Source organism: Micromonospora sp. CNZ280 (assembly GCF_011759515.1).
On sequence record NZ_JAAOYP010000001.1, the window covers coordinates 1,052,673 to 1,076,073 of the forward strand.

Consider the following 23,401-nt stretch of genomic DNA (forward strand, 5'->3'; position numbering starts at 1 on the left):
CAGCCCTTCGGCCCCGCGGTCAGTCCCGGAGCCGGCCGGGAACCGCCGCGACGTGCTCGTCCGACTCGGTCAGCGCCACCCGGACGTGCTGCCCGCCGGCCGGGCCGTAAAGAGCGCCGGCGGCGACCAGGATGCCCCGGCGGGCCAGCCAGTCGACCGTCTGCCAGCAGTCCTCACCCCGGGTCATCCACAGGTAGAGCCCCGCCTCGGAGTGCTCGATGGTGAACCCGGCGGCGGTGAACGCGGCGTGCAGCCGCTCGCGCCGGGCCCGGTAGCGCTCCCGCTGCTCGTCGGCGTGCCGCTCGTCGCCCAGCGCGGCCACCATGGCGGCCTGAACCGGCGCCGGCACGATCATCCCGGCGTGCTTGCGGACCTTGAGCAGCTCGGCCACCAGCGCCGGGTCGCCGGCGACCAGACCGGCCCGGTAGCCGGCGAGGTTGGACCGCTTGGAGAGCGAGTGCAGCGCCAGCACCCCGTCGTACGAGCCGCCGCAGACCTCGGGCGAGAGCACCGAGACCGGCTCGGCGGACCAGCCCAGCGGCAGGTAGCACTCGTCGCTGGCGACCACCGCGCCCCGCTCGCGGGCCCAGTCGACGACCTTGCGCAGGTGGGCGGCGGGCAGCACCCGGCCGGTCGGGTTGCCGGGCGAGTTGACCCAGACCAGCCGCACCCGGGGGGTCGGGCCGACCGCGGTCAGCGAGTCGGTGCGCACCGTGGTGGCGCCGGCGAGCCGGGCGCCGTCCTCGTACGTGGGGTAGCAGACGGACGGGATCACCACCACGTCGCCGGGGCCGAGCCCGAGCAGGGTGGGCAGCCAGGCCACCAGCTCCTTGGAGCCGATCGTCGGCAGCACGCCCAGCCCGTCGACGCCGGCCCCGCAGGCGCGGGCGACCCAGGCCGCGATCGCCTCCCGCAGCGCGGGGGTGCCGGCGGTCAGCGGGTAGCCGGGGGCGTCCGACGCGTCGGCCAGCGCCCGTCTGATCACCTCGGGGACCGGGTCGACCGGCGTACCCATGGAGAGGTTGATCATGCCGTCCGGATGCGCCGCGGCCAGTGCGGCCGCGGCGTCCAGGGCGTCCCAGGTGAACTCGGGCAGCCGCGACGAGACCGGCCCGGGCCGGTTCAGTGGCCCTCTCCGCGCGGCGGTTGGGCGGCGACGAAGGTCGCGTCCTTCTCCACCTTGCCGATCTTCGAGGCCCCACCGGGCGAGCCCAGGTCCTCGAAGAACTCGTAGTTGGCCGCGGTGTAGTCCTTCCACTGCTCCGGGACGTCGTCCTCGTAGAAGATCGCCTCGACCGGGCAGACCGGCTCACAGGCACCACAGTCGACGCACTCGTCGGGGTGGATGTAGAGCATCCGGTTGCCCTCGTAAATGCAGTCGACCGGGCACTCCTCGATGCATGCCTTGTCGAGCACATCCACGCACGGCTCGGCGATGATGTAGGTCACCGATCTTCTCCTCCGCAAGACACGCCGCGATCACCCGCGACGGTTAGAGCCTAGTATCTCGCCGGGGAGGGGGTCGATCGTGCTCGGTCAGCAGGATGTGGGCCACCGGGTGGTGGTCCGCCGGATTGTGGGGATTCGCGAAGGCAGACCCCTGTTCTCGGACGCCCTCGGCGAGCTGGTCGAGCTGAGCGAGACCCATCTCACCCTCACCACCGAGCAGGGGCGGCTCCAGGTGCCCCGGTCCGAGGTGCACCGGGCCAAGCGGGTGCCGCCGTCGCGCCGGCCGACCGCCGCCGCGGTGGCCGCCCTGGAACTGGCCGCCGACGAGGCCTGGCCCGCGCCCACCCGGGAACGTCTCGGCGGCTGGCTGCTGCGCAGCGCCGACGGCTGGACCGGCCGGGCCAACAGCGCGCTGCCGGTGGGCGACCCGGACCGCCCGCTGCCGGCGGCGGTCGACGCGGTCGTCCGCTGGTACACCGAGCGCGGGCAGCCGGCGCTGGTGAACACCCCGCTGCCGCTCGCCGCGCCCGTCGGCGCCGAACTGGACGCGCGGGGCTGGCAGAGCCGCCCGCTGGTGCTGGTGCAGACCATGCCGCTGGCCGCGCTGCCGCCCGGCCCGCCGGAGCACGCCGGGGTGCCGCCGGTCGAGCTGGTCGACACGCCGTCCGACGACTGGCTGGCGATCGCCGCCGGCCGCAAGGGCGGCCTGCCGGACGCCGCCCGGCACGTGCTCACCGCCGTGGACCAGGTCCGCTTCGCCCAGGTGTCCGCCGCCGGCACGCTGGTCGCGGTGGGCCGGGGCACGGTCACCGGCGGCGGGCGCTGGCTGGGGCTGAGCCTCATCGAGGTGCTGCCCGAGGCGCGGCGGCAGGGGCTGGCCGGCCGGGTGATCCGGGCGCTCGCGGCCTGGGGGGCGGCGACCGGGGCCAGCCACGCCTTCCTCCAGGTGGAGCAGCGCAACACCGGGGCGGTGGCGCTCTACCGCGGGCTCGGTTTCACCACCCACCACACGTACCTGACCCGGGTCGCTCCGCACTGATCAACACGAGATCAGGGATACCGGGGTGTCCTCGTGACCAGGACACCGCGACATCCCCGGACAGCGAGCCGCGCGGCGCCGGATCAGCGCCGGACCGGGCGGCGCGGCTTGGTCATCTTGATCTCGGCGTACCGCTTCAGGGTCTGCGAGCGGTGATCGAGGCCGAGCGCGGTGAGGACCAGGTAACCGAGCAGCACCCCGGCCGCCGTGGCGGCGAGGTAGAGCCAGATCTGGGCGAAGAACGTGCCGGCGCCCCCGCCGAACGGGTTCTGGCCCACCAGCAGCGGCCCGACCAGCACGGTCAGCAGCAGCGCCAAGCCCACCCCGGCGGCCATTTCGGCCGCCCAGCGGCGCACCGGCCAACGCCGCCCCCAGACGAACGCGAGCACGGCCAGGACCAGGCCGATCACCACGAACATCCCGAGCGACACCCGGTCGGCGGCGGTGGTGTCGTCGGCACCGTCGAAACCGAACCGGATGATCAGCCGGGCGACCACGTTGACCGCGAACAGCGCGACCGCGAGCAAACCGATCGCGCGCCACCGCTCCCTCATCGCACGCCTCCCGCCGTACCCGCGCCCGCCGCGGCGGCGGGCTTCCTGGCAGGAATACTTACCACCGGAAGCTGTGTGCCGTCAGTCCCCCGCACGCACCGGCGGCGGCGCCGCCAGGATCTGCCGGAAGCCCATCACCGCGAAGGTCATCGCGCCGGCCACGATCATCGCCAGCCCGACCCAGTTGTCCCCGGCGAGCAGCAGGTCGCCCTCGTCGGTGCGGACCGCGGCCACCGCCATCAGCGCGAACCAGGGCACCGCGGGCAGCGCCACCGCCCACCGGCGGCCGACCGCCTCGTGCGCGAACCAGCTCAGCGCGATGTTCGCGCCGATCGCGACCAGCGCCGAGACGCCGATCAACTGCCCGCCGACCCGGACCGTGGCGAGCAGCAGCTCCAGCAGCCCGGTCGCCACCCCGGCGAGCACCGCCACCAGGCCGCCGGCCCACCGCAGCGCGAGGTCGAGCAGCGGGTGCGGCCGCCTGGCCGGCGGCGGGGTGGTCTCGTCCGGGGCGACCGACATCGGCGCGGCGGGCAGGGTCACCGGAGACCGGCCGCCGCGACCGGGGACCGGTCCGGGCCGTCGGCCACGTCCAGCCCGGCGAACAGGTCGTCCTCCCAGCCGTACGGCCCGGAGCCCGGCCCCTTCTCGCCCACCGCCAGGGTGTAGTACTCCACGCCCATGAACTCGCTGCCGAAGTTGCCGGCGATCGAGTAGAGCCAGGAGGTGGCCGGGATCTGGGTGGCGTGCGCGCGCATCGCCGCCTCCTTGGCGGCGTGCTGCTCGGTGGCGTCGATCCGGGCGGCGATCTCCGCGTCGGGGGTGCCGAAGGGCAGCTCGGTGAGGTCCTCGATGCCGGCGAAGGGGTTGTCCGACGACTCGACGAAGTGGTTCATGCCGGCCTCCAGCACGCTCAGCGGCATGGCCGTCCAGTAGACCTTCGCCGGGGCGAAGCCCTCGGCGGCGGCCAGCTGGTGCGCGCGCATCGCGACCCGGTGCGCCTGGATGTGGTCCGGGTGGCCGTAGAAGCCGTTGCCGTCGTACGTGATCATGACCTGGGGGCGTACCTCCCGCATGATCTCCACCAGGTGCCCGGCGGCCTCGTCGAGGTCGGCCTGCCAGAAGGCCCGGGGGTGCTCGTTGGTCGACAGCCCCATCATCCCGGAGTCTCGGTAGCGGCCGGCGCCGCCGAGGAAGCGGTGGTCGGTGACGCCGAGCGCGGCGCAGGCGGCGTTCAGCTCGGCGATCCGGTAGCCGCCGAGCTGGTCGGCCTCGGCGGCGGCGAGCTGAGCCAGCGCCGGCACATGGATCTCACCCTCCTCGCCGAGGGTGCAGGTCACCAGCGTGACGTGGGCGCCGGTGGCGGCGTAGTGGGCCATGGTCGAGCCGGTGCCGATGGACTCGTCGTCGGGGTGCGCGTGGACCAGCAGCAGGCGTCGGTCGGGCAGCGTCGTCACGACGGTCACTCTAACCGGCGGTTCTGCCCCGCCGACCCGTACGCGTCCAGGCAGGTCGGCCACATCACCCCGGAGCCCGCTCTACGATCTGGCCTGTGGACTTTCCGGAGCTGGCCGCCCGTACCCGCCGGTTCAGCCACGGTGCGCCGCGTGCCGTCTCGGTGGCCGAGGACGGTTCCCGGGTGGTCTTCCTGCGCTCCGCCGGCCCGGAGGATCCCGCCGACGCGCTCTGGCTGCTGGACGTCGCCAGCGGCGAGGAACGGCTGGTCGCCGACCCGGCCGCGCTGCTCGGCGCGGACGCCGACAGCGCCGCGCTCGGTCCGGGTGAGCGGGCGCTGCGCGAGCGGCTGCGGCTGAGCGCCGCCGGCATCGGCTCGTACGCCCTCGACGGGGCCGGCCGGGTGGCCGTGTTCGCGCTGGCCGGGCGGCTGTTCCGGGCCGACCTGGTGCACGGCGACGTGGTCGAGGTGGCAGCGGTCGGGTCGGTGCTCGACCCCCGGCCCGACCCGACCGGGGAACGGCTGGCGTACGTGACCGACGCCGCCGAGGGGGTGCGCCGCGGGCAGTTGCGGGTGGTCGAGCCGGACGGCACCGACAACCTGCTGGCCGGCGAGGACTCCGGCGTCACCTGGGGGCTGGCCGAGCACATCGCGGCCGAGGAGTTCGACCGGTTCCGCGGCTACTGGTGGGCGCCGGACGGCCGCTCGGTGCTGGCCGCGCGGGTGGACGAGTCCCGGCTCGACCGGTGGCACCTGCACGACCCGGCCGACCCGGCGAGCCCGCCGACCACCGTCGCGTACCCCCGGGCGGGCGGGCCGAACGCCGAGGTCAGCCTGCATCTGCTCGACCTCGACGGCGGCTGGGTCGACGTGCACTGGGACCGCGAGACCTACCCCTACCTGACCTCGGTGCAGTGGGCCGACGGCGGGCCGCTGATCACCGTGCTGCGCCGCTCCCAGCAGCACGGGCTGGTGCTGGCCGTCGACCCGCGCACCGGCGAGACGCAGGTGCACGCGGAACTGGCCGACCCGCGCTGGGTGGAGCCGATCGCCGGCACCCCGGCGCACCTGCCGGACGGCCGGGTGCTGGTCGGCGGCGAACTGGCCCACGACGGGTACGACGCCCGCTGCCTCTTCGCCGACGGCACCCTGCTCACCCCGCCCTCGCTCTACGTGCGCCGGGTGGTGGGCCGGCTGCCGGGCGGCTCCGGCCCGGCCGACCTGCTGGTCGAGGCGAGCGACGGCGAGCCGAGCGAGCGGCACCTGTTCCGGGTCCGGACCACCATCGGCGGCGGTGTGGACGCCCGCCGGCTCACCACCGACCCGGGCTGGCACACCGGCGCGGTCGGCGGGGACGTGCTGGTGGTGGGGAGCGCCTCACTGGACCATCCGGGCGTCCGGTGGACGGTGTACCAGGGCGACCGGGAGGTGGCGGTGCTCCGCTCGCTGGCCGCCACCCCGCCGTACTCCCCGCTGCCGCTGCTGGAACGGGTGACCGACCGGCGGCTGCCGAGCGCGGTGCTCTACCCCGACAACCACGTCACCGGTCGCCGGCTGCCGGTGCTGCTGGACATCTACGGCGGCCCGGGGCACCAGGAGGTGGTCTCCGCCCGGGCGGCCTGGCTGGAGCGGCAGTGGTGGGCCGACGCCGGCTTCGCGGTGGTGGTGGTGGACAACCGGGGCACGCCCGGGGTGGCCCCGTCGTTCGAGAAGGCGATCCACCGGCGGGTGGCCGACGTGATCCTGCTCGACCAGGTCGACGCGCTCACCGCGCTGGCGGAGAAGCATCCCGACCTCGACCTGGGCCGGGTGGCCGTCCGGGGCTGGTCGTTCGGCGGCTGGCTGGCCGGGCTGGCGGTGCTGCGCCACCCGGAGCTGTTCCGGTGCGGCATCGTCGGCGCGCCGGTGACCGACTGGGCCCTCTACGACACCGCGTACACCGAGCGCTACCTGGGCCTGCCCGACGACGGGATGGACGTCTACGCGCACCACTCGCTGGTGGAGCTGGCCGGCGAGCCGGTGACGGCCCCGGAGCAGGCGCGGCCGCTGCTGCTGGTGCACGGCCTGGCCGACGACAACGTGGTGGCGGCGCACACGCTGCGGCTCTCGGCGGCGCTGCTGGCCACCGGCCGCCCGCACAGCGTGCTGCCGCTGACCGGGGCCACCCACATGGCCGCCGGCGGCACCGCGGAGCGGCTGCTGAAGCTGGAGCTGGATTTCCTCCGCACCCACCTCTGAGCGCCCACGAGCGGGATCTCTGGTTTGGTTGCGTCTGTTGTCGCTCGGGCGACAACAGACGCAACCGATGGCGGAGCAACCCGCCCCGGTGCCAGGGGATCAGCCGCCGCGGGGAGCTAGGGACCCGGTCGACGGTCGGCGCGGCAACGCGGTGGCCCCCGGCCGACGACGTTGTCGACCGGGGGCCAGTCCCTGGGTGTTACGGCTCGACGGCTGGCGTCACTGCTTGATGTAGGCGTTCACGAAGCTCGCCCAGCCGAAGATGCTGCCGACGAAGACGCCGCCGGCCTTCTCGCCGTGGGCGAGCGAGACGACCTCGGTGTACAGCGGCACGGCCGGGGCCGACTCCTTCATCAGCCGCTCGTCCAGCTTGCTCCACTCCTCGGCCTGCTTGGCCGGGTCGAGCGCGAGCACCCGGTCGAACTCCGCGTTGATCGCGTCGTTGTTCAGCTGAGAGGTGTTGCTGTTGCCCTCGGCCCTGATGTTCCGGCCGTCGAAGAGCACCGGCAGGATCGAGGCGCCGCTGGGCCAGTCGGCGGCCCACGAGTCGACCCAGAGGTCCCACGGGTTGGTCTTCTTCTTCACGTGGTCGAGGTAGCCGTCCTCGGGGATGACCTTGACGGTCACGGTGAGGCCGGCCTTCTCCAGGGCGTTCTTGATCTGGGTCGCGGTCTCCTGCGACGGGGTGTCGTCGGCGGTGCCGAGCACCAGGTTGGCGGTCTTGCCGGCGAGCACCTCCTTGGCCTTGTCCGGGTTGCCGGTCTCGCCGGCCGGGTAGGCGTCGAACTGCTTGTAGCCGAGCGTGGTGGGCGGCAGCAGCGTGGTCAGCGGCACGGCGCCGTACGGGCCGCCGAGGTTCTTGGTGATGCTGCTGCGGTCGATCGCGTAGTTGATCGCCTGGCGCACCGCCAGGTCGGTGACCCGGCTGGTGTTGATGCTCAGCCGGTACGCGTTCGGCGTGGCCGCGACGATCATCCGCTCCTTGAGCGCGGGGTCGCCGGTGACCTTGGCGATCAGCTCGGACGGGACACCGCCGGTGGCCACCGCGGCGGCGTCGTTGCCGGTGCCGGCGAGCACCCGGTTGGTCTGGGTGGCGTTGTCCGCGCCGAACGACCAGACGAACTTGTCCGGATACTGGTGCCGCACCGCGTCGGTGGCCGGGTCCCAGTGCTCGTTACGCTCAAGCACCATCTCCACGCCGGGCGTGTGCTTGGTGATCTTGTAGGGGCCCGAGGAGAACGGGTGGTTGTCCAGGTTGACGCCGGTGTCCTTGTCCGCCGGCAGCGGCGCGGTGGCCGGCAGCGAGACGGCGAACGGCAGGTCACAGCGGGGCTTGTTGAACTCGAAGCGCAGCGTCCGCTCGTCCGGCGTGGTCAGCCCCGGGGGCAGCGAGGTCTTGTTGGCCTTGAAGTCCCACTTGGTGTCGTACTGCGGGTCGTCGACCAGCCACTCCTGGATGTAGGTCGGGCCGCCGGTGAGGTCCGGGTCGAAGGAGCGGGCGATGCCGTACGCGACCTCCTTGCTGGTGATCGGCCGGCCGTCCTCGAACTTCACGCCCTGCTTGATCTTGAATTCCCAGACCTTGCAGTCGTTGTTGACGTTGGTGCCCGGGGTCTCCGCCAGGTCGCCGACCAGGGTCACGTTCCCCTTGCCGTCGTCCTTGAAGGTGGTGAGGTAGCGGGCGTAGAGCTGGCTCCCCATCAGGCCGGCGAACGAGTAGACCCGCTGCGGGTCCAGGTGGGAGATCTTGCTCTCCCGCAGGATGTAGAAGGTGCCGCCCTTGGTGGCGCCGGGCACCTCCGGCGCCGGGCCGAGGGAGTCCTTGGGGTCGGTCGCGATGGCGCCGGTGCGCGGCGTGTTGGTGTCCACGCCGGCGGCGTTCTCGCCGGTGTTCTCGCTACACGCACCGAGGGCAACCACCAGTGCGATCGCACCGCCCATGGCGGTGAGGTGTCTTGCTCGCATACTCACTCCTCCGGATCGCCGATGAAGAAAAGCTTCGCCTAGCTTTCGATGTTGGTAAATTTCGATCAGATAACGGGGCCACAACGATCGGCACCCGGCACGGCGGTCAGCCGAGGCGTACCCGCGGGTCGATGAAGGCGTAGAGCAGGTCGACGACGACGTTGGCGACGACGACGAAGAGGGCGGAGATCAACACCGTGGCCATGATGGTCGGCAGGTCGCCCTGCCGGACCGCCTCCACGGCGGTGCGACCCAGACCCTGGATGCCGAAGGTGGTCTCGGTGATCACCGTGCCGCCGAGCGCCGCGCCCACGTCCAGACCGGCGATGGTGACGATCGGCGTGATCGCCGCGCGCAGCGCGTGCCGCCCGTACACCTGCCGCTTCGGCATGCCCTTGGCCCGCGCGGTGCGGACGAAGTCCTCGGAGAGCGTCTCCAGCATCTGCGCCCGGGACAGCCGCGCGTAGATCGCGGAGAAGAGCAGCGCCAGGGTCACCCAGGCCAGCACCAGCCCGCGGGCCCACTCCACCGGATTCTCGAAGATGGGCACGTAGCGTGGTGTCGGCAGGATCTTCAACGCGTAGACGAAGATCAGCAGCAGCACCGCGCCGACGAAGTAGAGCTGCAGCGACGCGAAGGTCAGGGTGAGCCCGATCGAGATCCGGTCCAGCAGCGAGCCCCGGCGTAGTGCCGAGATCATGCCGAGCCCCACCCCGATGGCGAGCCAGAGCACCGCCGCCGGGATGACGATGTTCAGCGTCACCGGCAGCACCCGGGCGAAGGTGTCGGTGACCGCCTCGCTGTTGACGTAGGAGTAGCCGAGGCAGGGCGCCGCGCACTCGCCGCCCTGGGCGCTGCCCAGGTCGCGGCCCACGAAGATGCCCTTCATGTAGTTGGCGTACTGCTCCGCCTTCGGGTCGTTGAGCCCCAGCTCGGTCCGTACCCGCTCCAGCCGCTCGGCGTTGCAGTTCTTCGGACACATGCCGGTCACCGGGTCGCGGGGCAGCGCGAAGAACATCAGGAAGCTGACCACGCTCACCGCGAGCAGCACCGAGACCGCCAGCAGCACCCGCTTCAGCAGGAAGCGCACCATGCGTAGACCCCTTACCGTGACGACTTCGGATCGAGCGCGTCACGCAGCGCGTCGCCGAAGAGGTTGAACGCCAGCACGAGCGCGAAGATCGTGATGCCGGGGAAGAAGACGTAGGCCGGGTCGGTCTGCAGGTAGTCGATGCTGCGGTAGATCATCCGACCGAAGCTGGGCACGGACTCGGGCAGCCCGACACCGAGGAAGGACAGCGCCGCCTCGCCGGTCACGTACGACGGCACCAGCAGCGAGAACGACACCAGGATCGGGGCCCAGATGTTCGGCAGCAACTGCCGGAAGAGCATGTGCCCCAGCCCGGCGCCGCTGGCCCGGGCCGCCTCCACGAACTCCCGCTCGCGCAGCGACACCACCTGGCCGCGAACCAGCCGGGCGGTGCTGGTCCAGCCGAACGCGGCGAAGACCACGATCAGCGTGGTGACCGCGAACCAGGTCGGCACGGCGTCCCGCGGGCCGTAGAAGCGCAGCGAGAACGTCGGCACCACGGCCAGCGCGAAGACCAGGAACGGCATCGCCAGCGCGACGTCGGTGAACCAGCTGATCACCGAGTCGACCACCCCGCCCAGATAGCCGGAGATGATGCCGAGCACCACCCCGATGGTCGTGGTGATCAGGGCAGCGCCGAGGGCGATCAGCAGCGAGGTGCGGATCCCGAAGATCATCCGGATGAAGATGTCCCGGCCCAGGCCGGGCTCCAGCCCGAACCAGTGGTCGCCACTGACCCCGCCGACGTAGCCGAGCGGCATCCCGGTGGCGTCCAGCAGCTCGCCGAACTGCTCGTTCGGCGACATCCCGTACAGCCGCTGGATCAGCGGTGCGCCCAGCGCCAGCAGCACGAAGACCACCAGCACCACGCCGCTGACCAGCGCGGTACGGTCGCGCCGCAGCCGGCTCCAGACGAGCTGGCCCGGCGAGCGGCCGACCAGGGCCTTCTCCTCCGGGCCGTCGCCGGTGGACTCGATCTCGGCCAGGGCCACGCCCTCGGTCGGGGACAGGCTCATCGGGTCACCTCCTCGGCGGTCGCGTCGACCTCGTCGCTCCCCGCGGGCGAGGCGCCGTCGCCGGCCGCCGCCCGGCCGGCGCCGATCGGGCCTTTCTCCGGGAAGTGGCAGGCGGTGGCCTGGTCGCCGCCGCGCGGCACGAGAGCCGGCTCCTCGGCCGCGCACCGCTCCTGCGCCTTCCAGCAACGGGTGCGGAAGCGGCAGCCGGACGGCGGGTCGAGCGGCGTCGGGACGTCCCCGGCCAGCCGGATCCGCCCCGAGGCGCCGAGCTGGGTGATGTCCGGAATCGCCGAGAGCAGGGCCCGGGTGTACGGATGCTGCGGGCGCTCGTAGATGTCGGCCCGATCGCCGATCTCCACGATCTTGCCCAGATACATCACCGCCACCCGCTGGCAGAAGTGCCGGACCACGGCCAGGTCGTGGGCGATGAAGACGAACGCCAGGTCCAGGTCGCGTTGCAGGTCGCGGAGCAGGTTGATGACCTGCGCCTGGATCGAGACGTCCAGCGCGGAGACCGGCTCGTCGGCGACGATCAGCTTGGGCCGCAGCGCGAGCGCGCGGGCGATGCCGATCCGCTGCCGCTGGCCGCCGGAGAACTCGTGCGGGTAGCGGTTGTAGTGCTCCGGGTTGAGCCCGACCAGCTCCAGCAGCTCCTGGACCCGCTTCTTCACCCCACCCGGCGGCTTGACTCCGTTGACCTCCAGCGGCATGGCGACGATCCGGCCCACCGTGTGCCGCGGGTTCAACGACGCGTACGGGTCCTGGAAGATGATCTGGAGGTCCTGCCGCAGCGGCCGCAGCTCCCGGCGCCCGGCGTGGGTGATGTCCCGCCCGTCGAAGCTGAGCGTGCCGGCGGTCGGCTCCAGCAGCCGCACCAGCATCCGGCCGGTGGTGGTCTTGCCGCAGCCGGACTCCCCGACCAGGCCGAGCGTCTCGCCCCGGCGCACGTCGAAGTCCAGGCCGTCCACCGCCCGCACCACGCTGCGGTTGCGGAACCCGCTACGCACCGGGAAGTGCTTGGTCAGCCCGCGCACCCGCAGCAGCGGCTCATCGACCGTCGCCGGCGCGTTCCCCGCGCTCACCGAGCCACCCCCACCTGTGCGATGTCCTCCTGGTAGAGCCGGGTCCGCTCGGCGGCGGGCAGGTGGCAGGCGACCAGGTGGCCGTCCTCGCCGGCCGGCCCCAGCCGCGGCACCTCCGTGCGGGACTTGCCGCCGTTGCGGTCGGCGTACCGGCAGCGCGGGTGGAAGGCGCAGCCGGACGGCAGGTTGATCAGGCTGGGCGGGTTGCCCCGGATCGGCACCAGCTCCGCGTCCGCGTCGCCGTGCAGTGACGGCACGCTGGAGAGCAGCCCCCAGGTGTACGGGTGCTGCGGCCGGCGCAGCACCTGCTCGACACTGCCGTGCTCGACCGCCCGGCCGCCGTACATCACCAGCACGTCGTCGGCCACCTGGCTGACCACGCCGAGGTCGTGGGTGATCATGATGATCGCGGAGTGGAACTCGGCCTGGAGGTCGGCCAGCAGGTCCAGGATCTGCGCCTGCACGGTCACGTCCAGCGCGGTGGTCGGCTCGTCGGCGATCAGCAACTCCGGGTCGTTGGCCAGCGCCATCGCGATCATCGCGCGCTGGCGCATGCCGCCGGAGAACTCGTGCGGGTACTGGTCGAACCGGCGCGCCGGCTGCGGGATGCCGACCCGGCCGAGCATGTCCACCGCGCGCTGCCGGGCCTCCCGCTTGCCGGCCCGCGGGTGGTGCACCCGGTACGCCTCGACGATCTGCTTCCCCACCGTGTAGTACGGGTGCAGCGCGGAGAGCGGGTCCTGGAAGATCATCGCCATGTCCCGGCCGCGCAGCCGGCGTACCTCCGCCTCGGGCAGGCCGACCAGTTGACGGCCGCCGACGTGGATCTCCCCGGTGACGCTGGTGCGCTTCGGGTTGTGCAGACCGAGAATGGCCAGCGAGGTCACACTCTTGCCCGAGCCGGACTCACCGACGATGCCGAGCGTCCGGCCACGCTCCACCGCGAACGACACCCCGTCGACCGCGCGCACCACGCCGTCCTCGGTGTCGAACCGCACCCGCAGGTCGTCCACCCGCAGGTAGGGCGCGTCGGTGCCGCGCTGCTCCGGCACGCTGGGGCGGTCGTCCGGTTGCCCGGACGGCGCCGACTCCGGCATGTCCACGACCGCCTCCCTCAGTAGTGAAGAGAACCTACAGCAAATCCCTGAGGGCGAAAATAAGCTACAGAGCCGGAAGCTGTCAGCGGCCGTCAGCGTAACGAGTCGGCAACGGCGTGAACAGCCCTCACCAGGCGATCCACGGTCGCAACTCGGTGAGCCCACGTCCAGCCGCACTTCGGGTGCGACCATGGTTGCGGCAGTCACGAGAGGATTCGCGCCGGCACGAGGTGGAGGTGACCATGACCGCGGCGGTGTTCGGCCACGACGGCCCGTGGACCGAAGAGGAGTACCTCGCCCTCGGCGAAACGTCCCAGCGCGTCGAACTCTTCGACGGGAGCCTCCACGTGACCCCAGGGCCCACCCCTCTTCACCAGAACATTTCCGGTGAGCTTCGTGCCGCTCTCCGGACACCGGTCCGGCAAGCCGGCCTTCGAGTGCTGGAGGCGGTCAACGTTCGGCTCCGACCTGGCCGCATTCCGATACCCGACCTTGTCATCACGAACGACGTCGACCTTCGCGCACTGGTCATCGATGCCGCCGACGTCCGTCTGGTGTGCGAGATCATCTCGCCGAGCAACGCCGCAACCGACAAGGTGCTGAAGATGCACTACTACGCGGCAGCCGGGATCGAGTGGTACCTACTAGTCGAGCAGGAGACCCTGACGATGCACCTCTACCAACGGCAGGGTGGTCACTACGTCGAGCGATCGGTCACCAAGGCTGGCGAGGTCTTGCAACTGACCGAGCCCGTCCGGGCCACGATCCGGCCGGAGGATCTGCTCGCCTGACGAGTGTCGGTGCGCTCGCCTAGGGTCGGTCGCATGACCGAGTTCGACGCGGCGACCGCCGCGGTGCAGGCCGCGCTGGACGCGGGAGCCCGGTACGCCGACGCCCGCGTGATGCACCGTCGCTACGAGTCGATGTCGGCCCGCAACGGTGAGATCGAGGAGCTGACCCAGGACGAGAGCATCGGGCTGGGCGTACGCGCGCTGGTCGGGTCGAGTTGGGGCTTCCACGCCGTACCCGACCTGTCGGACGCCGCGGCCCGGGACGCCGGCCGGCGCGCCGCGCGGACGGCCACCGCGAGCGCCCGGGTGCCCGGCCCGGCGGTCGACCTGGTGCCCACCGAAGCGGCCACCGCGAGCTGGGCCTCGCCGTGCACCGTGGACCCGCTCGGCGTCCCACTGTCCAGCAAGGGCGACCTGCTGGTCGGCGCGACCCGCACGATGGCCGAGCACGGCGCCGACGTGGCCGAGGGGCTCTACCAGGTCTGGGACACCGCCAAGTGGTTCGTCTCCAGCGAGGGGCACCGGATCGACCAGCGGATCCGGGAGTGCGGCGGCGGCATCTCCGCCACCTCGATCGGCGACGGCGAGACCCAGCGCCGCTCCTATCCCAGCTACCGCGGCCAGTACGGCACCAGCGGCTGGGAACTGGTCGACTCGCTCGACCTGGCCGCGCACGCGGCGCGGATCGCCGAGGAGTCCCGGGCGCTGCTCACCGCGCCGCTCTGCCCGGCCGGCGAGACCGACCTGATCCTCGGCGGCGAGCAGCTCGCGCTGCAGATCCACGAGTCGGTCGGGCACGCCATCGAGCTGGACCGGATCCTCGGTTGGGAGGCCGCCTTCGCCGGCACCTCCTGGCTCGACCTCGCCCAGCTCGGCTCGCTGCGCTACGGCTCGGAGTTGATGAACGTGACCATCGACCCGACCATCCCCGGCGCGCTCGGCAGCTTCGGCTACGACGACGAGGGCTCCCCGGCGGTGCGCCGTGACGCGGTGCGCGAGGGGCGCTGGGTGGGCGTGCTCGCCGGTCGGGACTCGGCCGCCGTCGCCGGCTTGGACTGCGGCGGCAGCGTACGGGCCGACGGCTGGGCCCGGCTGCCGATGGTGCGGATGACCAACGTGGGCCTGGAGCCCGGTCCGCACACCCTGGAGGAGATCATCGCCGCCACCGACGACGGGGTGCTGATGGACGTCAACCGCTCCTGGTCCATCGACGACAAACGGCTCAACTTCCAGTTCGGCTGCGAGATCGGCTGGGAGGTGCGGAAGGGCCGGCGCGGGCGGATGCTGCGCAACCCCACCTACACCGGCATCGGCCCGCTGTTCTGGCGGTCGATGGACATGCTCTCCGCCGAGATCGTCGCCTGGGGCACGCCGAACTGCGGCAAGGGCCAGCCCGGCCAGGTCGGGCACACCGGCCACCCGGCCGCGCCGGCCCGCTTCCGCAACGTCCGGGTGGGGGTGCGGGCATGACCGAGCCGGAACTCGCCGAGCTGGACCTCGCCGGGCAGGTGGTGGAGCTGGTCCGCCGGCTCGCCGGGCCGGACGCGCAGGCCGAGGCGGTGGTGACCCGCAGCGACCTGGCGCTGACCCGGTTCGCCAACTCGTTCATCCACCAGAACGTCGCCGACTCCACCGTCGGCGTCCGGCTGCGGCTGCACGTCGACGGCCGGACCGCGGCCGGCAACGGCAGCCTGGTCACCGCCGACGGGCTGCGCGCGCTGGTCGAACGCACCCTGGCCGCCGCCCGGCTCTGCCCACCCGACCCGGGCTGGCCGGGGCTGACCCCGCCGGTGCCGGTGGCGGCCGGCGTCGCCGTCGACGAGGCCACCGCGTACGCCGAGCCGGACGAGCGGGCGGCCCGGGTCCGCGCCTTCGTGGACGCGGTGGATGGCCTGGAAGCGGCCGGGTACTGCCGTACGTCGTACCGGTCCGGGGCGTTCGTCAACTCCGCCGGCCACTCCGCGCAGGGGCGGGCGGCGGAGGCGGCGATGGACGGGATCGCCCGCGCCGGCGGCTCGGACGGGGTGGCGCGCCGCTGCGCGGACCGCCTCGCCGACCTCGACGGCGCCGCCCTCGGCAGCCGGGCGGCGGCCAAGGCGCGCGCCGCGGCCGAGCCGGTGGAGCTGCCCCCGGGCCGCTACGAGGTGGTGTTCGAACCGGCCGCCGTCGCCGACCTGCTGCAGAACCTCTCCTGGTTCGGCTTCAACGGCAAGCGGTACGCCGAGCGGCAGTCCTTCGCGGAGCCGGGCCAGGCCCAGTTCGACCGGTCGGTGACCCTGGTGGACGATCCGCTGCACGGCTCCGGCCTGCCGTACGACCTGGAGGGCACGGCGCGCCGGGAGCTGACCCTGGTGGACGCCGGGGTCACCCGCGCGGTGGCGCACGACCGGCGCAGCGGCGCCGGCGTCGGCGTCGGCGCCAGCTCCACCGGTCACGCCTCGCCCGGCGGGGCCACGTTCGGCCCAATCCCGCACAACATCCGGCTGCTCGCCCCGTCCGTCGCCGGCGGCACGCCGGACGGCGGAGCGGTGGCCGGCGGCGGCGCCCCGGCCGCGACCGGGGTGGCCGGGGCGGTGGCCGACGCCGACACGGCGGCGCTGGTCGCCGGGGTCCGGCGCGGGCTGCTGGTCAGCGACCTCTGGTACACCCGGGTGCTGGACCCGAAGAGCCTGGTGGTCACCGGGCTGACCCGCAACGGGGTCTGGCTGGTCGAGGACGGCGTGGTCACCCACGCGGTACGCGACCTGCGCTTCACCGAGTCGTACCCGCGGGCGCTCGGCCCGGGCGCGGTGCTCGGCCTGGGTCGCCGGGCGGTCCGCCAGCCGGACCGGGTCGACGGGGTCTGGTGGGAGGCCCCGCCGCTGCGACTGGCCGCGTGGAACTTCACCGGCGGCGCGTCCGGGTGAGCCCGCCCGGCGGGCCGGCGGCGCGGGCAGTGAAGTTCTTAACATCGCGACATCGATCTTCATTCGGGGCTTTCCACCAGCCAGGACACACGGGACACTGCCTTGCGCGGACGGCCCGCGGAGATCGGCGTAACGTGTGTCACTTAGCTGCGCCGGTTCGCCCGGCGTGGTCGTTGGTGTGCGCATGACGTGGCAAGCGGGTGCGGGTTCGCGGTCCGCGTGCCGACCGGAGGAAGATCCGCCCGCCTGTCGCGGGCCGGCGCCAGGGAGACGACTCGAATGACATCAACGGCAACGAAGCCGCGGGGAGCGCGGAGCCGCGCCGCCATCGCGGCGAAGACGTTGCGCACCGACCGCTGGTGGTTCGCCCCACTGATCACCGTCGTCGGTCTCAGCGCCTGGGTCGCGTACGCGACGGTCCGGGTCTTTCAGCACGACAACTACTGGGTCGAGGACTACCACTACCTGACCCCGTTCTACTCCCCCTGCGTGACGGACCGGTGCCTGCCCGACGCCGCGCACTTCGGACGGTTTCTCCCCGACTGGTGGATCATCCCGGACGCCGCACTGACCCTGCCGTTCCTGCTGCTGTTCCGGCTCACCTGCTACTACTACCGCAAGGCGTACTACCGGTCGTTCTGGCTCTCGCCGCCGGCCTGCGCGGTGCCGGACGGGCACAAGTCGTACAGCGGGGAGACCCGGTTCCCGCTGCTCGGGCAGAACCTGCACCGCTACTTCTTCTACGCCGCGGCGATCATCTCGCTGATCAACACCTGGGACGCGATCCTGGCCTTCCACTCGCCGGAGGGCTTCGGGTTCGGGCTGGGCAACCTCATCCTGCTCGGCAACGTGGTGATGCTCTGGGCGTACACCATCTCCTGCCACTCCTGCCGGCACATCATCGGCGGGCGGCTCAAGCACTTCTCCAAGGCTCCGCTGCGCTACCGCGCCTGGACCGGCGTGTCCTGGCTGAACGTCCGGCACATGCAGCTCGCCTGGATCACGCTCGGCACCCTGGCGCTGACCGACTTCTACGTCATGGCGGTCGCGGCCGGCTGGTTCAACGACCTGCGGTTCATCAACTAAAGGGCCCCTGGACATGACTACGACCACTCGCATCGAACGACACCACTACGACGTCGTCGTGATCGGGGCCGGCGGCGCCGGCCTGCGCGCGGCGATCGAGGCCCGGCTCGCCGGCAAGAAGACGGCGATCATCTCCAAGTCGCTGTTCGGCAAGGCGCACACGGTGATGGCCGAGGGCGGCGCCGCCGCCGCGATGGGGAACGTGAACAGCCGGGACAACTGGCAGGTGCACTTCCGGGACACCATGCGCGGCGGCAAGTTCCTGAACAACTTCCGGATGGCCGAGCTGCACGCGAAGGAGTCGCCGCAGCGGATCTGGGAGCTGGAGACGTACGGTGCGCTCTTCGACCGCACCAAGGACGGGAAGATCTCCCAGCGCAACTTCGGCGGCCACGAGTACCCGCGGCTGGCGCACGTCGGCGACCGGACCGGCCTGGAGCTGATCCGCACCCTCCAGCAGAAGATCGTCTCGCTCCAGCAGGAGGACAAGCGCGAGCACGGCTCGTACGACGCGCGGATCCGGGTCTTCGCCGAGACCACCATCACCGAGCTGCTGCTCGACGGCGACCGGGTGGCCGGCGCGTTCGGCTACTACCGGGAGTCCGGCGAGTTCGTCCTCTTCGAGGCGCCGGCCGTGGTGCTGGCCACCGGCGGCGTCGGCCGCTCCTACAAGGTCACCTCGAACTCCTGGGAGTACACCGGGGACGGGCACGCGCTGGCGCTGCGGGCCGGCGCCACGCTGATCAACATGGAGTTCCTCCAGTTCCACCCGACCGGCATGGTCTGGCCGCCCTCGGTGAAGGGCATCCTGGTCACCGAGTCGGTCCGGGGCGACGGCGGCGTGCTGAAGAACTCCGACGGCAAGCGGTTCATGTTCGACTACGTGCCCGACGTCTTCCGCAAGCAGTACGCGGAGACCGAGGAGGAGGCCGACCGCTGGTACACCGACCCGGACAACAACCGCCGCCCGCCGGAGCTGCTGCCCCGCGACGAGGTGGCCCGGGCGATCAACAGCGAGGTCAAGGCCGGTCGGGGCACCCCCGCCGGCGGCGTCTACCTGGACATCGCCAGCCGGCTGCCGGCCGAGGAGATCCGCCGCCGGCTGCCGTCGATGTACCACCAGTTCAAGGAGCTGGCCGACGTCGACATCACCAAGGAGCCGATGGAGGTCGGGCCGACCTGCCACTACGTGATGGGCGGCGTCGAGGTGGACCCGGACTCCGGTGCCGCGTTCGGTCACGTCCGCGGCCTCTTCGCCGCCGGTGAGGTCTCCGGCGGCATGCACGGCTCCAACCGGCTGGGCGGCAACTCCCTGTCCGACCTGCTGGTTTTCGGCAAGCGCGCGGGCGGCCACGCCGCCTCGTACGCCGACGGGCTGACCGCCCGGCCGAAGGTGTCCGTCGGCGCGGTGGAGGCCGCGGTGGAGACGGCGCTGGCCCCGCTGCAGCGGGACACCGGCGAGAGCCCGTACACCCTCCAGCAGGACCTCCAGGCGGTGATGGGGGATCTGGTCGGCATCATCCGGCGTGAGGGTGAGCTGGTCGACGCGCTGGGCCGGCTGGCCGAGCTGCGCGAGCGGGTGGCCAAGGTCAGCGCGTCCGGCGGTCGCCGGTACAACCCGGGCTGGCACCTCGCGCTGGACCTGCGGAACATGCTGCTGGTGTCGGAGTGCACCGCGAAGGCGGCGCTGGAGCGGCGGGAGTCGCGCGGCGGGCACACCCGGGAGGACCACCCGGCGATGGACCCGTCGTGGCGCCGGGTCAACCTGGTCTGCTCGCTCGACGGCGACACCGTACGCCTGGAGCGCAAGCCGCTGCCGAAGATCCGCGCGGAGCTGATCCGCCTCTTCGACCGGGCGGAGCTGGCCAAGTACCTCACCGACGAGGAGCTCGCCGAGTTCGACGCCCTCGTCACCGACGCCGAGGCCGAGGAGGCGGGCAAGTAATGGCGGAGCAGAAGTCCACCGGGGCCGGCAAGTCCGGCACGAAGCGCCAGTTCCGCATCTGGCGGGGTGACGAGAGCGGTGGCGACCTCCAGGACTACATGGTCGAGGTGAACGAGGGCGAGGTCGTCCTCGACGTGATCCACCGGCTCCAGGCCACCGACGCCCCCGACCTGGCCTGCCGGTGGAACTGCAAGGCGGGCAAGTGCGGCTCCTGCTCGATGGAGATCAACGGCAAACCGCGGCTGAGCTGCATGACCCGGATGTCGACCTTCGAGCCGGACGAGACGGTGACGGTCACCCCGCTGCGCACCTTCCCGGTCATCCGGGACCTGGTCACCGACGTCTCGTTCAACTACGAGAAGGCCCGGGAGACGCCGGCGTTCGCGCCGCCGGCCGACCTGGCGCCGGGCGACTACCGGATGCAGCAGGTCGACGTCGAGCGCTCGCAGGAGTTCCGCAAGTGCATCGAGTGCTTCCTGTGCCAGAACGTCTGCCACGTGATCCGTGACCACGAGGAGAACAAGCCGGCCTTCTCCGGGCCGCGGTTCTTCATCCGGGCCGCCGAGCTGGACATGCACCCACTCGACGCGAAGAGCGACCGCAAGGAGTACGCGCAGCAGGAGCAGGGGCTCGGCTACTGCAACATCACCAAGTGCTGCACCGAGGTCTGCCCCGAGCACATCAAGATCACTGACAACGGGATCATCCCCATGAAAGAGCGGGTCGTGGACCGCAGGTACGATCCCCTTGTGTGGCTTGGTAGCAAGATCTTCCGTCGGGGTGAGACGCCCCAGACCAGCGTGACCACCCCCCGTCCGGGCTCGGCGGCGGCCGCCGGCGGCCCCGCCGGGGTGCACTCGCACGCGGGCGGCTCGCACGACCCGCGTGCCGAGCTGCAGGCGCAGCGCGGGGTGAACTGGCACCGCGAGGTGCCGCACCCGACGGCTCCGGCGGTCGACGACCGCGGCAAGCTGCCGCTGACCGAGCTCACCTTCGACCGGGCGGCGGCACCCTCGCCGTTCGGCGACGACGTGACGTTCCCGCTGCCGCCGGAGCACCTGAACTTCGCCCACCCGGAGCAGGACAAGCACTGAGGACCACAGTGACGACGGGGGCCGCGGCTGTTGCCGCCGGCCCCCGTCCCGTTTCCGCCCGCCTGTCCGGTTCGACGGGCGGGTCCGGGCGCTGCCCGGCCGCCGGCGGGGCGACCGGCGGGCACGGCGGTCAGCCGCGCGCGAGGATCGGGCGCAGCGCGGCGACGATCGGCGCGTCGGCCGGCAGCCAGGTGACGTCGTCCAGTTCGACGGCGGTGAGCCAGCGCAGCGCCGAGTGCTCCAGCGCCTGGGGCCGGTCGCCGTGCAGCAGGCGGGCCGCGTACACCTTGAGCACCGATCGGCCGTGGGCCATCCGGACGTTGCGGCCGACCCGCTCACCGATCTCCACGCGTACGGCGAGCTCCTCGGCGCACTCGCGGACCAGCGCGGCGGTCTCGCTCTCCCCCGGCTCGACCTTGCCGCCGGGGAACTCGAACATCCCGGCGACCTCCGGCGGGGCCGACCGGGCGCAGGCCAGCACCCGCCCGTCCTCGATGATCGCCGCCCCGACGATGACCTTCAGGTCCCGTCGCTCGATCTGCCCGCCGTGGTTAGCCCGTTCGGTCCGCACGGGCGTCCAGCGTGCCAGATCAATCGGCGGTTTGGGTAGCTTGGCCGACCGTCAGGCCAGGAAGACACGGAAGTGTGGGCGTGGACACACCATCCGTGCGACGACAGACTAGAGGGCACCGACAAGACACGGGATGGCGACGATTTGGCCACAAGCCGGCAACGGCGCCTGGGAGGTGCGGTGATGCGCGCGCTGTTCAGCGGTCGTGCGAAGCGCGACTACCTCAGCGACGCCCTCGCTCTGCTGACCGGATGGGTCCGCGAGGGCGAGCAGATCCGACGGACTCTCGTGATCGACGACTCGCAGCACGCGGCCCTGACCGAGCGGGTCAAGGTGGTCGCCGACGCCCTGCACCTGCGCCCCGAGATCAGCCGCCGGGCCGACCACACCCAGATCCGCGTCGGGCACGGCAACGCGCCGCTGACCGAGGGCGAGGTCCTGCTGGCCGCCCGGATCGAGGACGCGTACCGCGCGGTCACCGAGCCCTGACCTACGCGGAACAGATGGTCTTCGTCGACGATCGCCCGGCGGCGGTGGCGGGCGCCCGGGCGGTGGGCACCCCTGCCGTGCCGCACCGGACGGACACCCGGACCGTCAGTGACATCGAGCGGTGGTTGAGCGCCGCCTGAGGTGGCCGTCGCGGTCCCGGTGCCGGCGTGGCGTGGGATCGACTTTAAGTTTTGCTTATCAGGGCTCCTGATCCACCTGCAAGATCGGTACCTTGCCCGAATGCGACACATCGGAACCGTGATCGCCGCCGCCGTCGTGGGTCCGCTGGCCTGGGTCCTGTTCGCCCTCGGCCAGGACCGGTCGGCGCAGGCGTTCGCCGACGCAGCGGACGGCGGCTCGCTGGACGGCACTGACTTCGTACGACCGGCGCTGGTGCTGGCCGCCGCCGGGCTGCTGCTCGGGCTCATCGGCACGCTCCGGTTCTCGCCGCTGGGCGCGGCGGTGACCGGCCTGGTCTACTCGGCCAGCTACCTGGGCCTGCTGGTCAACCCGAACGCGGCGCTGAACCTGGTCGACCACGAGCCGACCCTGATCGGTCACCAGGTCGATCTGGCCGCACCGGTCCGCAACGGAACGACCCTGCTGGTGGGCGCGCTGCTGCTGGTCGGGGTGGTCAGCATCCGCCGATGGCAGCGCTGGCCCCAGCCAGCGGTGGCCGACGACCCGCCCGCGGCGCTGGTGCCGGACGAGGTCATCCCGCCGCTGGCGCGTCGGGACCGCCCGCTCGGTGCCGACGGGCTCGGCCTGGGCAGCCCGCGGGAGAAGGCGCCGGAGCCGGAGCCGGTCCGCACCGGTGGATCGGACTGGGCCGGCCGTTCGGACTGGGCCGGCCTGGTGTCGAGCGACGCCGGGGACAAGACCGCCGGGTCGACGGACTGGACCCGCCAGCCGTCGCGCTGAGCAGCGACGGCTCAGGCATGCGCCGGGTTCCGGTGGGGCGGCCGACGCCCCACCGGAACCCGGCACCGGCTCAGCCCGCGTCCTGCGGATACCAGCGCAGTTCGACCGAGTTGCCGTCCGGGTCGCGCACGTAGATCGAGGTCGCGCTCCCCCGCGCCCCGAACCGGCCGACCGGCCCCTCCAGCACCTCGAAGACGCCGGACGCGACCACCTCGGCCCAGTCCAGCGGCTCGACCACCAGGCAGAAGTGGTCCACGTTCGACTCGCCCCGCGTGCGGTGGACCAGATCGATGATGCTCTCCGGGCTGACCCGTACCGAGGGGAACGGCACCTTGCCGGCCCGCCACTCGTCGACCCGGACCGGGGCCAGCCCGAGCACCCCGCAGTAGAAGTCGAGGGCCCGCTCGACGTCGGCCACGTTGAGCACCAGGTGGTCGAACGCCTTCACCCGCACCGCGCTCACTTCGCCTCCAGGTGTCCGTGCCACATCGCGCCGGCCGAGGCCGGCAGCGCCGACCCGATGACCGGTTCGCGCTTCTCGCCGATCTCCCGGCGCGGCCCGTCGAGGCCGGCCGGGTAGTCGGTGACTGTCGTCGTCTGCATGCCGTTCAC

The 23,401-nt window shown here is 72.3% G+C and carries 24 protein-coding genes; 11 read left to right on the forward strand and 13 right to left on the reverse strand.

Going from position 1 to position 23,401, the window contains the following annotated elements; translation table 11 throughout:
* Nucleotides 1-19: 19 nt before the first annotated feature.
* Nucleotides 20-1,126, reverse strand: a complete 1,107-nt coding sequence (gene dapC, locus FHX32_RS04970) for a succinyldiaminopimelate transaminase (RefSeq protein ID WP_486481079.1) — start codon at nt 1,124-1,126, stop codon at nt 20-22.
* Entirely contained in the window at nt 1,123-1,449 is a 327-nt protein-coding gene (fdxA, locus tag FHX32_RS34395) for a ferredoxin (RefSeq protein ID WP_088992046.1), read from the reverse strand. The genes dapC and fdxA overlap by 4 nt, the downstream gene beginning before the upstream one ends.
* A 79-nt stretch (nt 1,450-1,528) precedes the next feature.
* Between fdxA and FHX32_RS04975 the strand changes: the two genes are divergently transcribed.
* Nucleotides 1,529-2,488, forward strand: a complete 960-nt coding sequence (locus FHX32_RS04975) for a GNAT family N-acetyltransferase (RefSeq protein WP_167179666.1) — start codon at nt 1,529-1,531, stop codon at nt 2,486-2,488.
* 83 nt (nt 2,489-2,571) lie between these two features.
* Here FHX32_RS04975 and FHX32_RS04980 read toward each other — a convergent pair whose 3' ends face one another.
* From FHX32_RS04980 to mshB, 3 genes are all read right to left on the reverse strand, one after another.
* Entirely contained in the window at nt 2,572-3,042 is a 471-nt protein-coding gene (locus tag FHX32_RS04980; RefSeq protein WP_167179667.1) for a hypothetical protein, read from the reverse strand.
* Nucleotides 3,043-3,123: 81 nt separating this feature from the next.
* Nucleotides 3,124-3,564: a hypothetical protein gene (locus tag FHX32_RS04985; protein ID WP_167182239.1), complete on the reverse strand. Its 441-nt coding sequence runs from the start codon at nt 3,562-3,564 to the stop codon at nt 3,124-3,126.
* 17 nt (nt 3,565-3,581) lie between these two features.
* Entirely contained in the window at nt 3,582-4,508 is a 927-nt protein-coding gene (gene mshB / locus FHX32_RS04990) for an N-acetyl-1-D-myo-inositol-2-amino-2-deoxy-alpha-D-glucopyranoside deacetylase (protein ID WP_486480912.1), read from the reverse strand.
* 86 nt (nt 4,509-4,594) lie between these two features.
* Between mshB and FHX32_RS04995 the strand changes: the two genes are divergently transcribed.
* A complete protein-coding gene (locus FHX32_RS04995) occupies nt 4,595-6,736 on the forward strand; it encodes a prolyl oligopeptidase family serine peptidase (RefSeq protein WP_167179669.1) in 2,142 nt (713 codons plus the stop codon).
* A gap of 219 nt (nt 6,737-6,955) precedes the next feature.
* Here FHX32_RS04995 and FHX32_RS05000 read toward each other — a convergent pair whose 3' ends face one another.
* The 5 genes from FHX32_RS05000 to FHX32_RS05020 all read right to left on the reverse strand — a co-directional run bounded on the left by FHX32_RS05000 (nt 6,956) and on the right by FHX32_RS05020 (nt 12,986).
* Nucleotides 6,956-8,701, reverse strand: coding sequence for an ABC transporter substrate-binding protein (locus FHX32_RS05000; protein ID WP_167179670.1), 1,746 nt, complete (start codon nt 8,699-8,701; stop codon nt 6,956-6,958).
* Between the two features lie 106 nt (nt 8,702-8,807).
* Nucleotides 8,808-9,794 (reverse strand): ABC transporter permease, encoded by a 987-nt coding sequence (locus FHX32_RS05005; protein WP_167179671.1) that lies wholly within the window; start codon nt 9,792-9,794, stop codon nt 8,808-8,810.
* An 11-nt stretch (nt 9,795-9,805) separates the two neighbouring features.
* Nucleotides 9,806-10,807 carry an ABC transporter permease gene (locus tag FHX32_RS05010; RefSeq protein WP_167179672.1) on the reverse strand — a complete coding sequence of 334 codons (1,002 nt, stop codon included), beginning with the start codon at nt 10,805-10,807 and terminating at the stop codon, nt 9,806-9,808.
* Entirely contained in the window at nt 10,804-11,889 is a 1,086-nt protein-coding gene (locus tag FHX32_RS05015) for a dipeptide ABC transporter ATP-binding protein (RefSeq protein WP_167179673.1), read from the reverse strand. The genes FHX32_RS05010 and FHX32_RS05015 overlap by 4 nt, the downstream gene beginning before the upstream one ends.
* The gene (locus tag FHX32_RS05020; RefSeq protein ID WP_167182242.1) at nt 11,886-12,986 is read right to left on the reverse strand and encodes an ABC transporter ATP-binding protein; all 1,101 of its coding nucleotides are present in this window, start codon (nt 12,984-12,986) and stop codon (nt 11,886-11,888) included. The genes FHX32_RS05015 and FHX32_RS05020 overlap by 4 nt, the downstream gene beginning before the upstream one ends.
* Before the next feature lie 242 nt (nt 12,987-13,228).
* Here FHX32_RS05020 and FHX32_RS05025 point away from each other — a divergent pair, with 242 nt between their 5' ends.
* The 6 genes from FHX32_RS05025 to FHX32_RS05050 all read left to right on the forward strand — a co-directional run bounded on the left by FHX32_RS05025 (nt 13,229) and on the right by FHX32_RS05050 (nt 20,808).
* Complete coding sequence (locus FHX32_RS05025) at nt 13,229-13,777, forward strand: Uma2 family endonuclease (protein WP_167179674.1); 549 nt, start codon at nt 13,229-13,231, stop codon at nt 13,775-13,777.
* 33 nt (nt 13,778-13,810) lie between these two features.
* Nucleotides 13,811-15,247: a TldD/PmbA family protein gene (locus tag FHX32_RS05030; RefSeq protein ID WP_167179675.1), complete on the forward strand. Its 1,437-nt coding sequence runs from the start codon at nt 13,811-13,813 to the stop codon at nt 15,245-15,247.
* Nucleotides 15,244-16,683: a metallopeptidase TldD-related protein gene (locus tag FHX32_RS05035; RefSeq protein ID WP_167179676.1), complete on the forward strand. Its 1,440-nt coding sequence runs from the start codon at nt 15,244-15,246 to the stop codon at nt 16,681-16,683. The genes FHX32_RS05030 and FHX32_RS05035 overlap by 4 nt, the downstream gene beginning before the upstream one ends.
* Before the next feature lie 279 nt (nt 16,684-16,962).
* Entirely contained in the window at nt 16,963-17,769 is an 807-nt protein-coding gene (locus tag FHX32_RS05040; protein WP_167179677.1) for a hypothetical protein, read from the forward strand.
* 13 nt (nt 17,770-17,782) lie between these two features.
* Nucleotides 17,783-19,714, forward strand: a complete 1,932-nt coding sequence (locus FHX32_RS05045; protein ID WP_167179678.1) for a fumarate reductase/succinate dehydrogenase flavoprotein subunit — start codon at nt 17,783-17,785, stop codon at nt 19,712-19,714.
* A complete protein-coding gene (locus FHX32_RS05050; protein ID WP_167179679.1) occupies nt 19,714-20,808 on the forward strand; it encodes a succinate dehydrogenase/fumarate reductase iron-sulfur subunit in 1,095 nt (364 codons plus the stop codon). The genes FHX32_RS05045 and FHX32_RS05050 overlap by 1 nt, the downstream gene beginning before the upstream one ends.
* A gap of 130 nt (nt 20,809-20,938) precedes the next feature.
* Here the strand turns inward: FHX32_RS05050 and FHX32_RS05055 are convergent, their stop codons facing one another.
* Nucleotides 20,939-21,379, reverse strand: coding sequence for a (deoxy)nucleoside triphosphate pyrophosphohydrolase (locus FHX32_RS05055; RefSeq protein WP_167179680.1), 441 nt, complete (start codon nt 21,377-21,379; stop codon nt 20,939-20,941).
* Between the two features lie 183 nt (nt 21,380-21,562).
* Here FHX32_RS05055 and FHX32_RS05060 point away from each other — a divergent pair, with 183 nt between their 5' ends.
* The 3 genes from FHX32_RS05060 to FHX32_RS05065 all read left to right on the forward strand — a co-directional run bounded on the left by FHX32_RS05060 (nt 21,563) and on the right by FHX32_RS05065 (nt 22,789).
* Complete coding sequence (locus FHX32_RS05060) at nt 21,563-21,868, forward strand: 4a-hydroxytetrahydrobiopterin dehydratase (protein WP_167179681.1); 306 nt, start codon at nt 21,563-21,565, stop codon at nt 21,866-21,868.
* A gap of 14 nt (nt 21,869-21,882) precedes the next feature.
* Nucleotides 21,883-22,008 (forward strand): hypothetical protein, encoded by a 126-nt coding sequence (locus FHX32_RS34870; protein WP_486480913.1) that lies wholly within the window; start codon nt 21,883-21,885, stop codon nt 22,006-22,008.
* Between the two features lie 100 nt (nt 22,009-22,108).
* The gene (locus tag FHX32_RS05065; protein ID WP_167179682.1) at nt 22,109-22,789 is read left to right on the forward strand and encodes a hypothetical protein; all 681 of its coding nucleotides are present in this window, start codon (nt 22,109-22,111) and stop codon (nt 22,787-22,789) included.
* A gap of 70 nt (nt 22,790-22,859) precedes the next feature.
* On the opposite strand, the gene FHX32_RS05070 is transcribed toward FHX32_RS05065, so the two are convergent.
* Both FHX32_RS05070 and FHX32_RS05075 read right to left on the reverse strand, forming a co-directional pair.
* Nucleotides 22,860-23,252, reverse strand: a complete 393-nt coding sequence (locus FHX32_RS05070; RefSeq protein ID WP_167179683.1) for a VOC family protein — start codon at nt 23,250-23,252, stop codon at nt 22,860-22,862.
* A complete protein-coding gene (locus FHX32_RS05075; protein ID WP_167179684.1) occupies nt 23,249-23,392 on the reverse strand; it encodes a hypothetical protein in 144 nt (47 codons plus the stop codon). The genes FHX32_RS05070 and FHX32_RS05075 overlap by 4 nt, the downstream gene beginning before the upstream one ends.
* Between the last annotated feature and the right edge of the window lie 9 nt (nt 23,393-23,401).

Coding starts and splice junctions, on each gene's coding strand:
- FHX32_RS05060 (WP_167179681.1), top strand. CDS start 21,563: ATGCGCGCGCTGTTCAGCGGTCGTGCGAAGCGCGACTACCTCAGCGAC.
- FHX32_RS05075 (WP_167179684.1), bottom strand. CDS start 23,392: ATGCAGACGACGACAGTCACCGACTACCCGGCCGGCCTCGACGGGCCG.
- FHX32_RS05020 (WP_167182242.1), bottom strand. CDS start 12,986: ATGCCGGAGTCGGCGCCGTCCGGGCAACCGGACGACCGCCCCAGCGTG.
- FHX32_RS05065 (WP_167179682.1), top strand. CDS start 22,109: ATGCGACACATCGGAACCGTGATCGCCGCCGCCGTCGTGGGTCCGCTG.
- FHX32_RS04980 (WP_167179667.1), bottom strand. CDS start 3,042: ATGAGGGAGCGGTGGCGCGCGATCGGTTTGCTCGCGGTCGCGCTGTTC.
- FHX32_RS05050 (WP_167179679.1), top strand. CDS start 19,714: ATGGCGGAGCAGAAGTCCACCGGGGCCGGCAAGTCCGGCACGAAGCGC.
- FHX32_RS34870 (WP_486480913.1), top strand. CDS start 21,883: ATGGTCTTCGTCGACGATCGCCCGGCGGCGGTGGCGGGCGCCCGGGCG.
- FHX32_RS05005 (WP_167179671.1), bottom strand. CDS start 9,794: ATGGTGCGCTTCCTGCTGAAGCGGGTGCTGCTGGCGGTCTCGGTGCTG.
- FHX32_RS05000 (WP_167179670.1), bottom strand. CDS start 8,701: ATGCGAGCAAGACACCTCACCGCCATGGGCGGTGCGATCGCACTGGTG.
- FHX32_RS05030 (WP_167179675.1), top strand. CDS start 13,811: ATGACCGAGTTCGACGCGGCGACCGCCGCGGTGCAGGCCGCGCTGGAC.
- FHX32_RS05035 (WP_167179676.1), top strand. CDS start 15,244: ATGACCGAGCCGGAACTCGCCGAGCTGGACCTCGCCGGGCAGGTGGTG.
- FHX32_RS05040 (WP_167179677.1), top strand. CDS start 16,963: ATGACATCAACGGCAACGAAGCCGCGGGGAGCGCGGAGCCGCGCCGCC.
- FHX32_RS05025 (WP_167179674.1), top strand. CDS start 13,229: ATGACCGCGGCGGTGTTCGGCCACGACGGCCCGTGGACCGAAGAGGAG.
- FHX32_RS05045 (WP_167179678.1), top strand. CDS start 17,783: ATGACTACGACCACTCGCATCGAACGACACCACTACGACGTCGTCGTG.
- FHX32_RS05010 (WP_167179672.1), bottom strand. CDS start 10,807: ATGAGCCTGTCCCCGACCGAGGGCGTGGCCCTGGCCGAGATCGAGTCC.
- FHX32_RS04985 (WP_167182239.1), bottom strand. CDS start 3,564: ATGTCGGTCGCCCCGGACGAGACCACCCCGCCGCCGGCCAGGCGGCCG.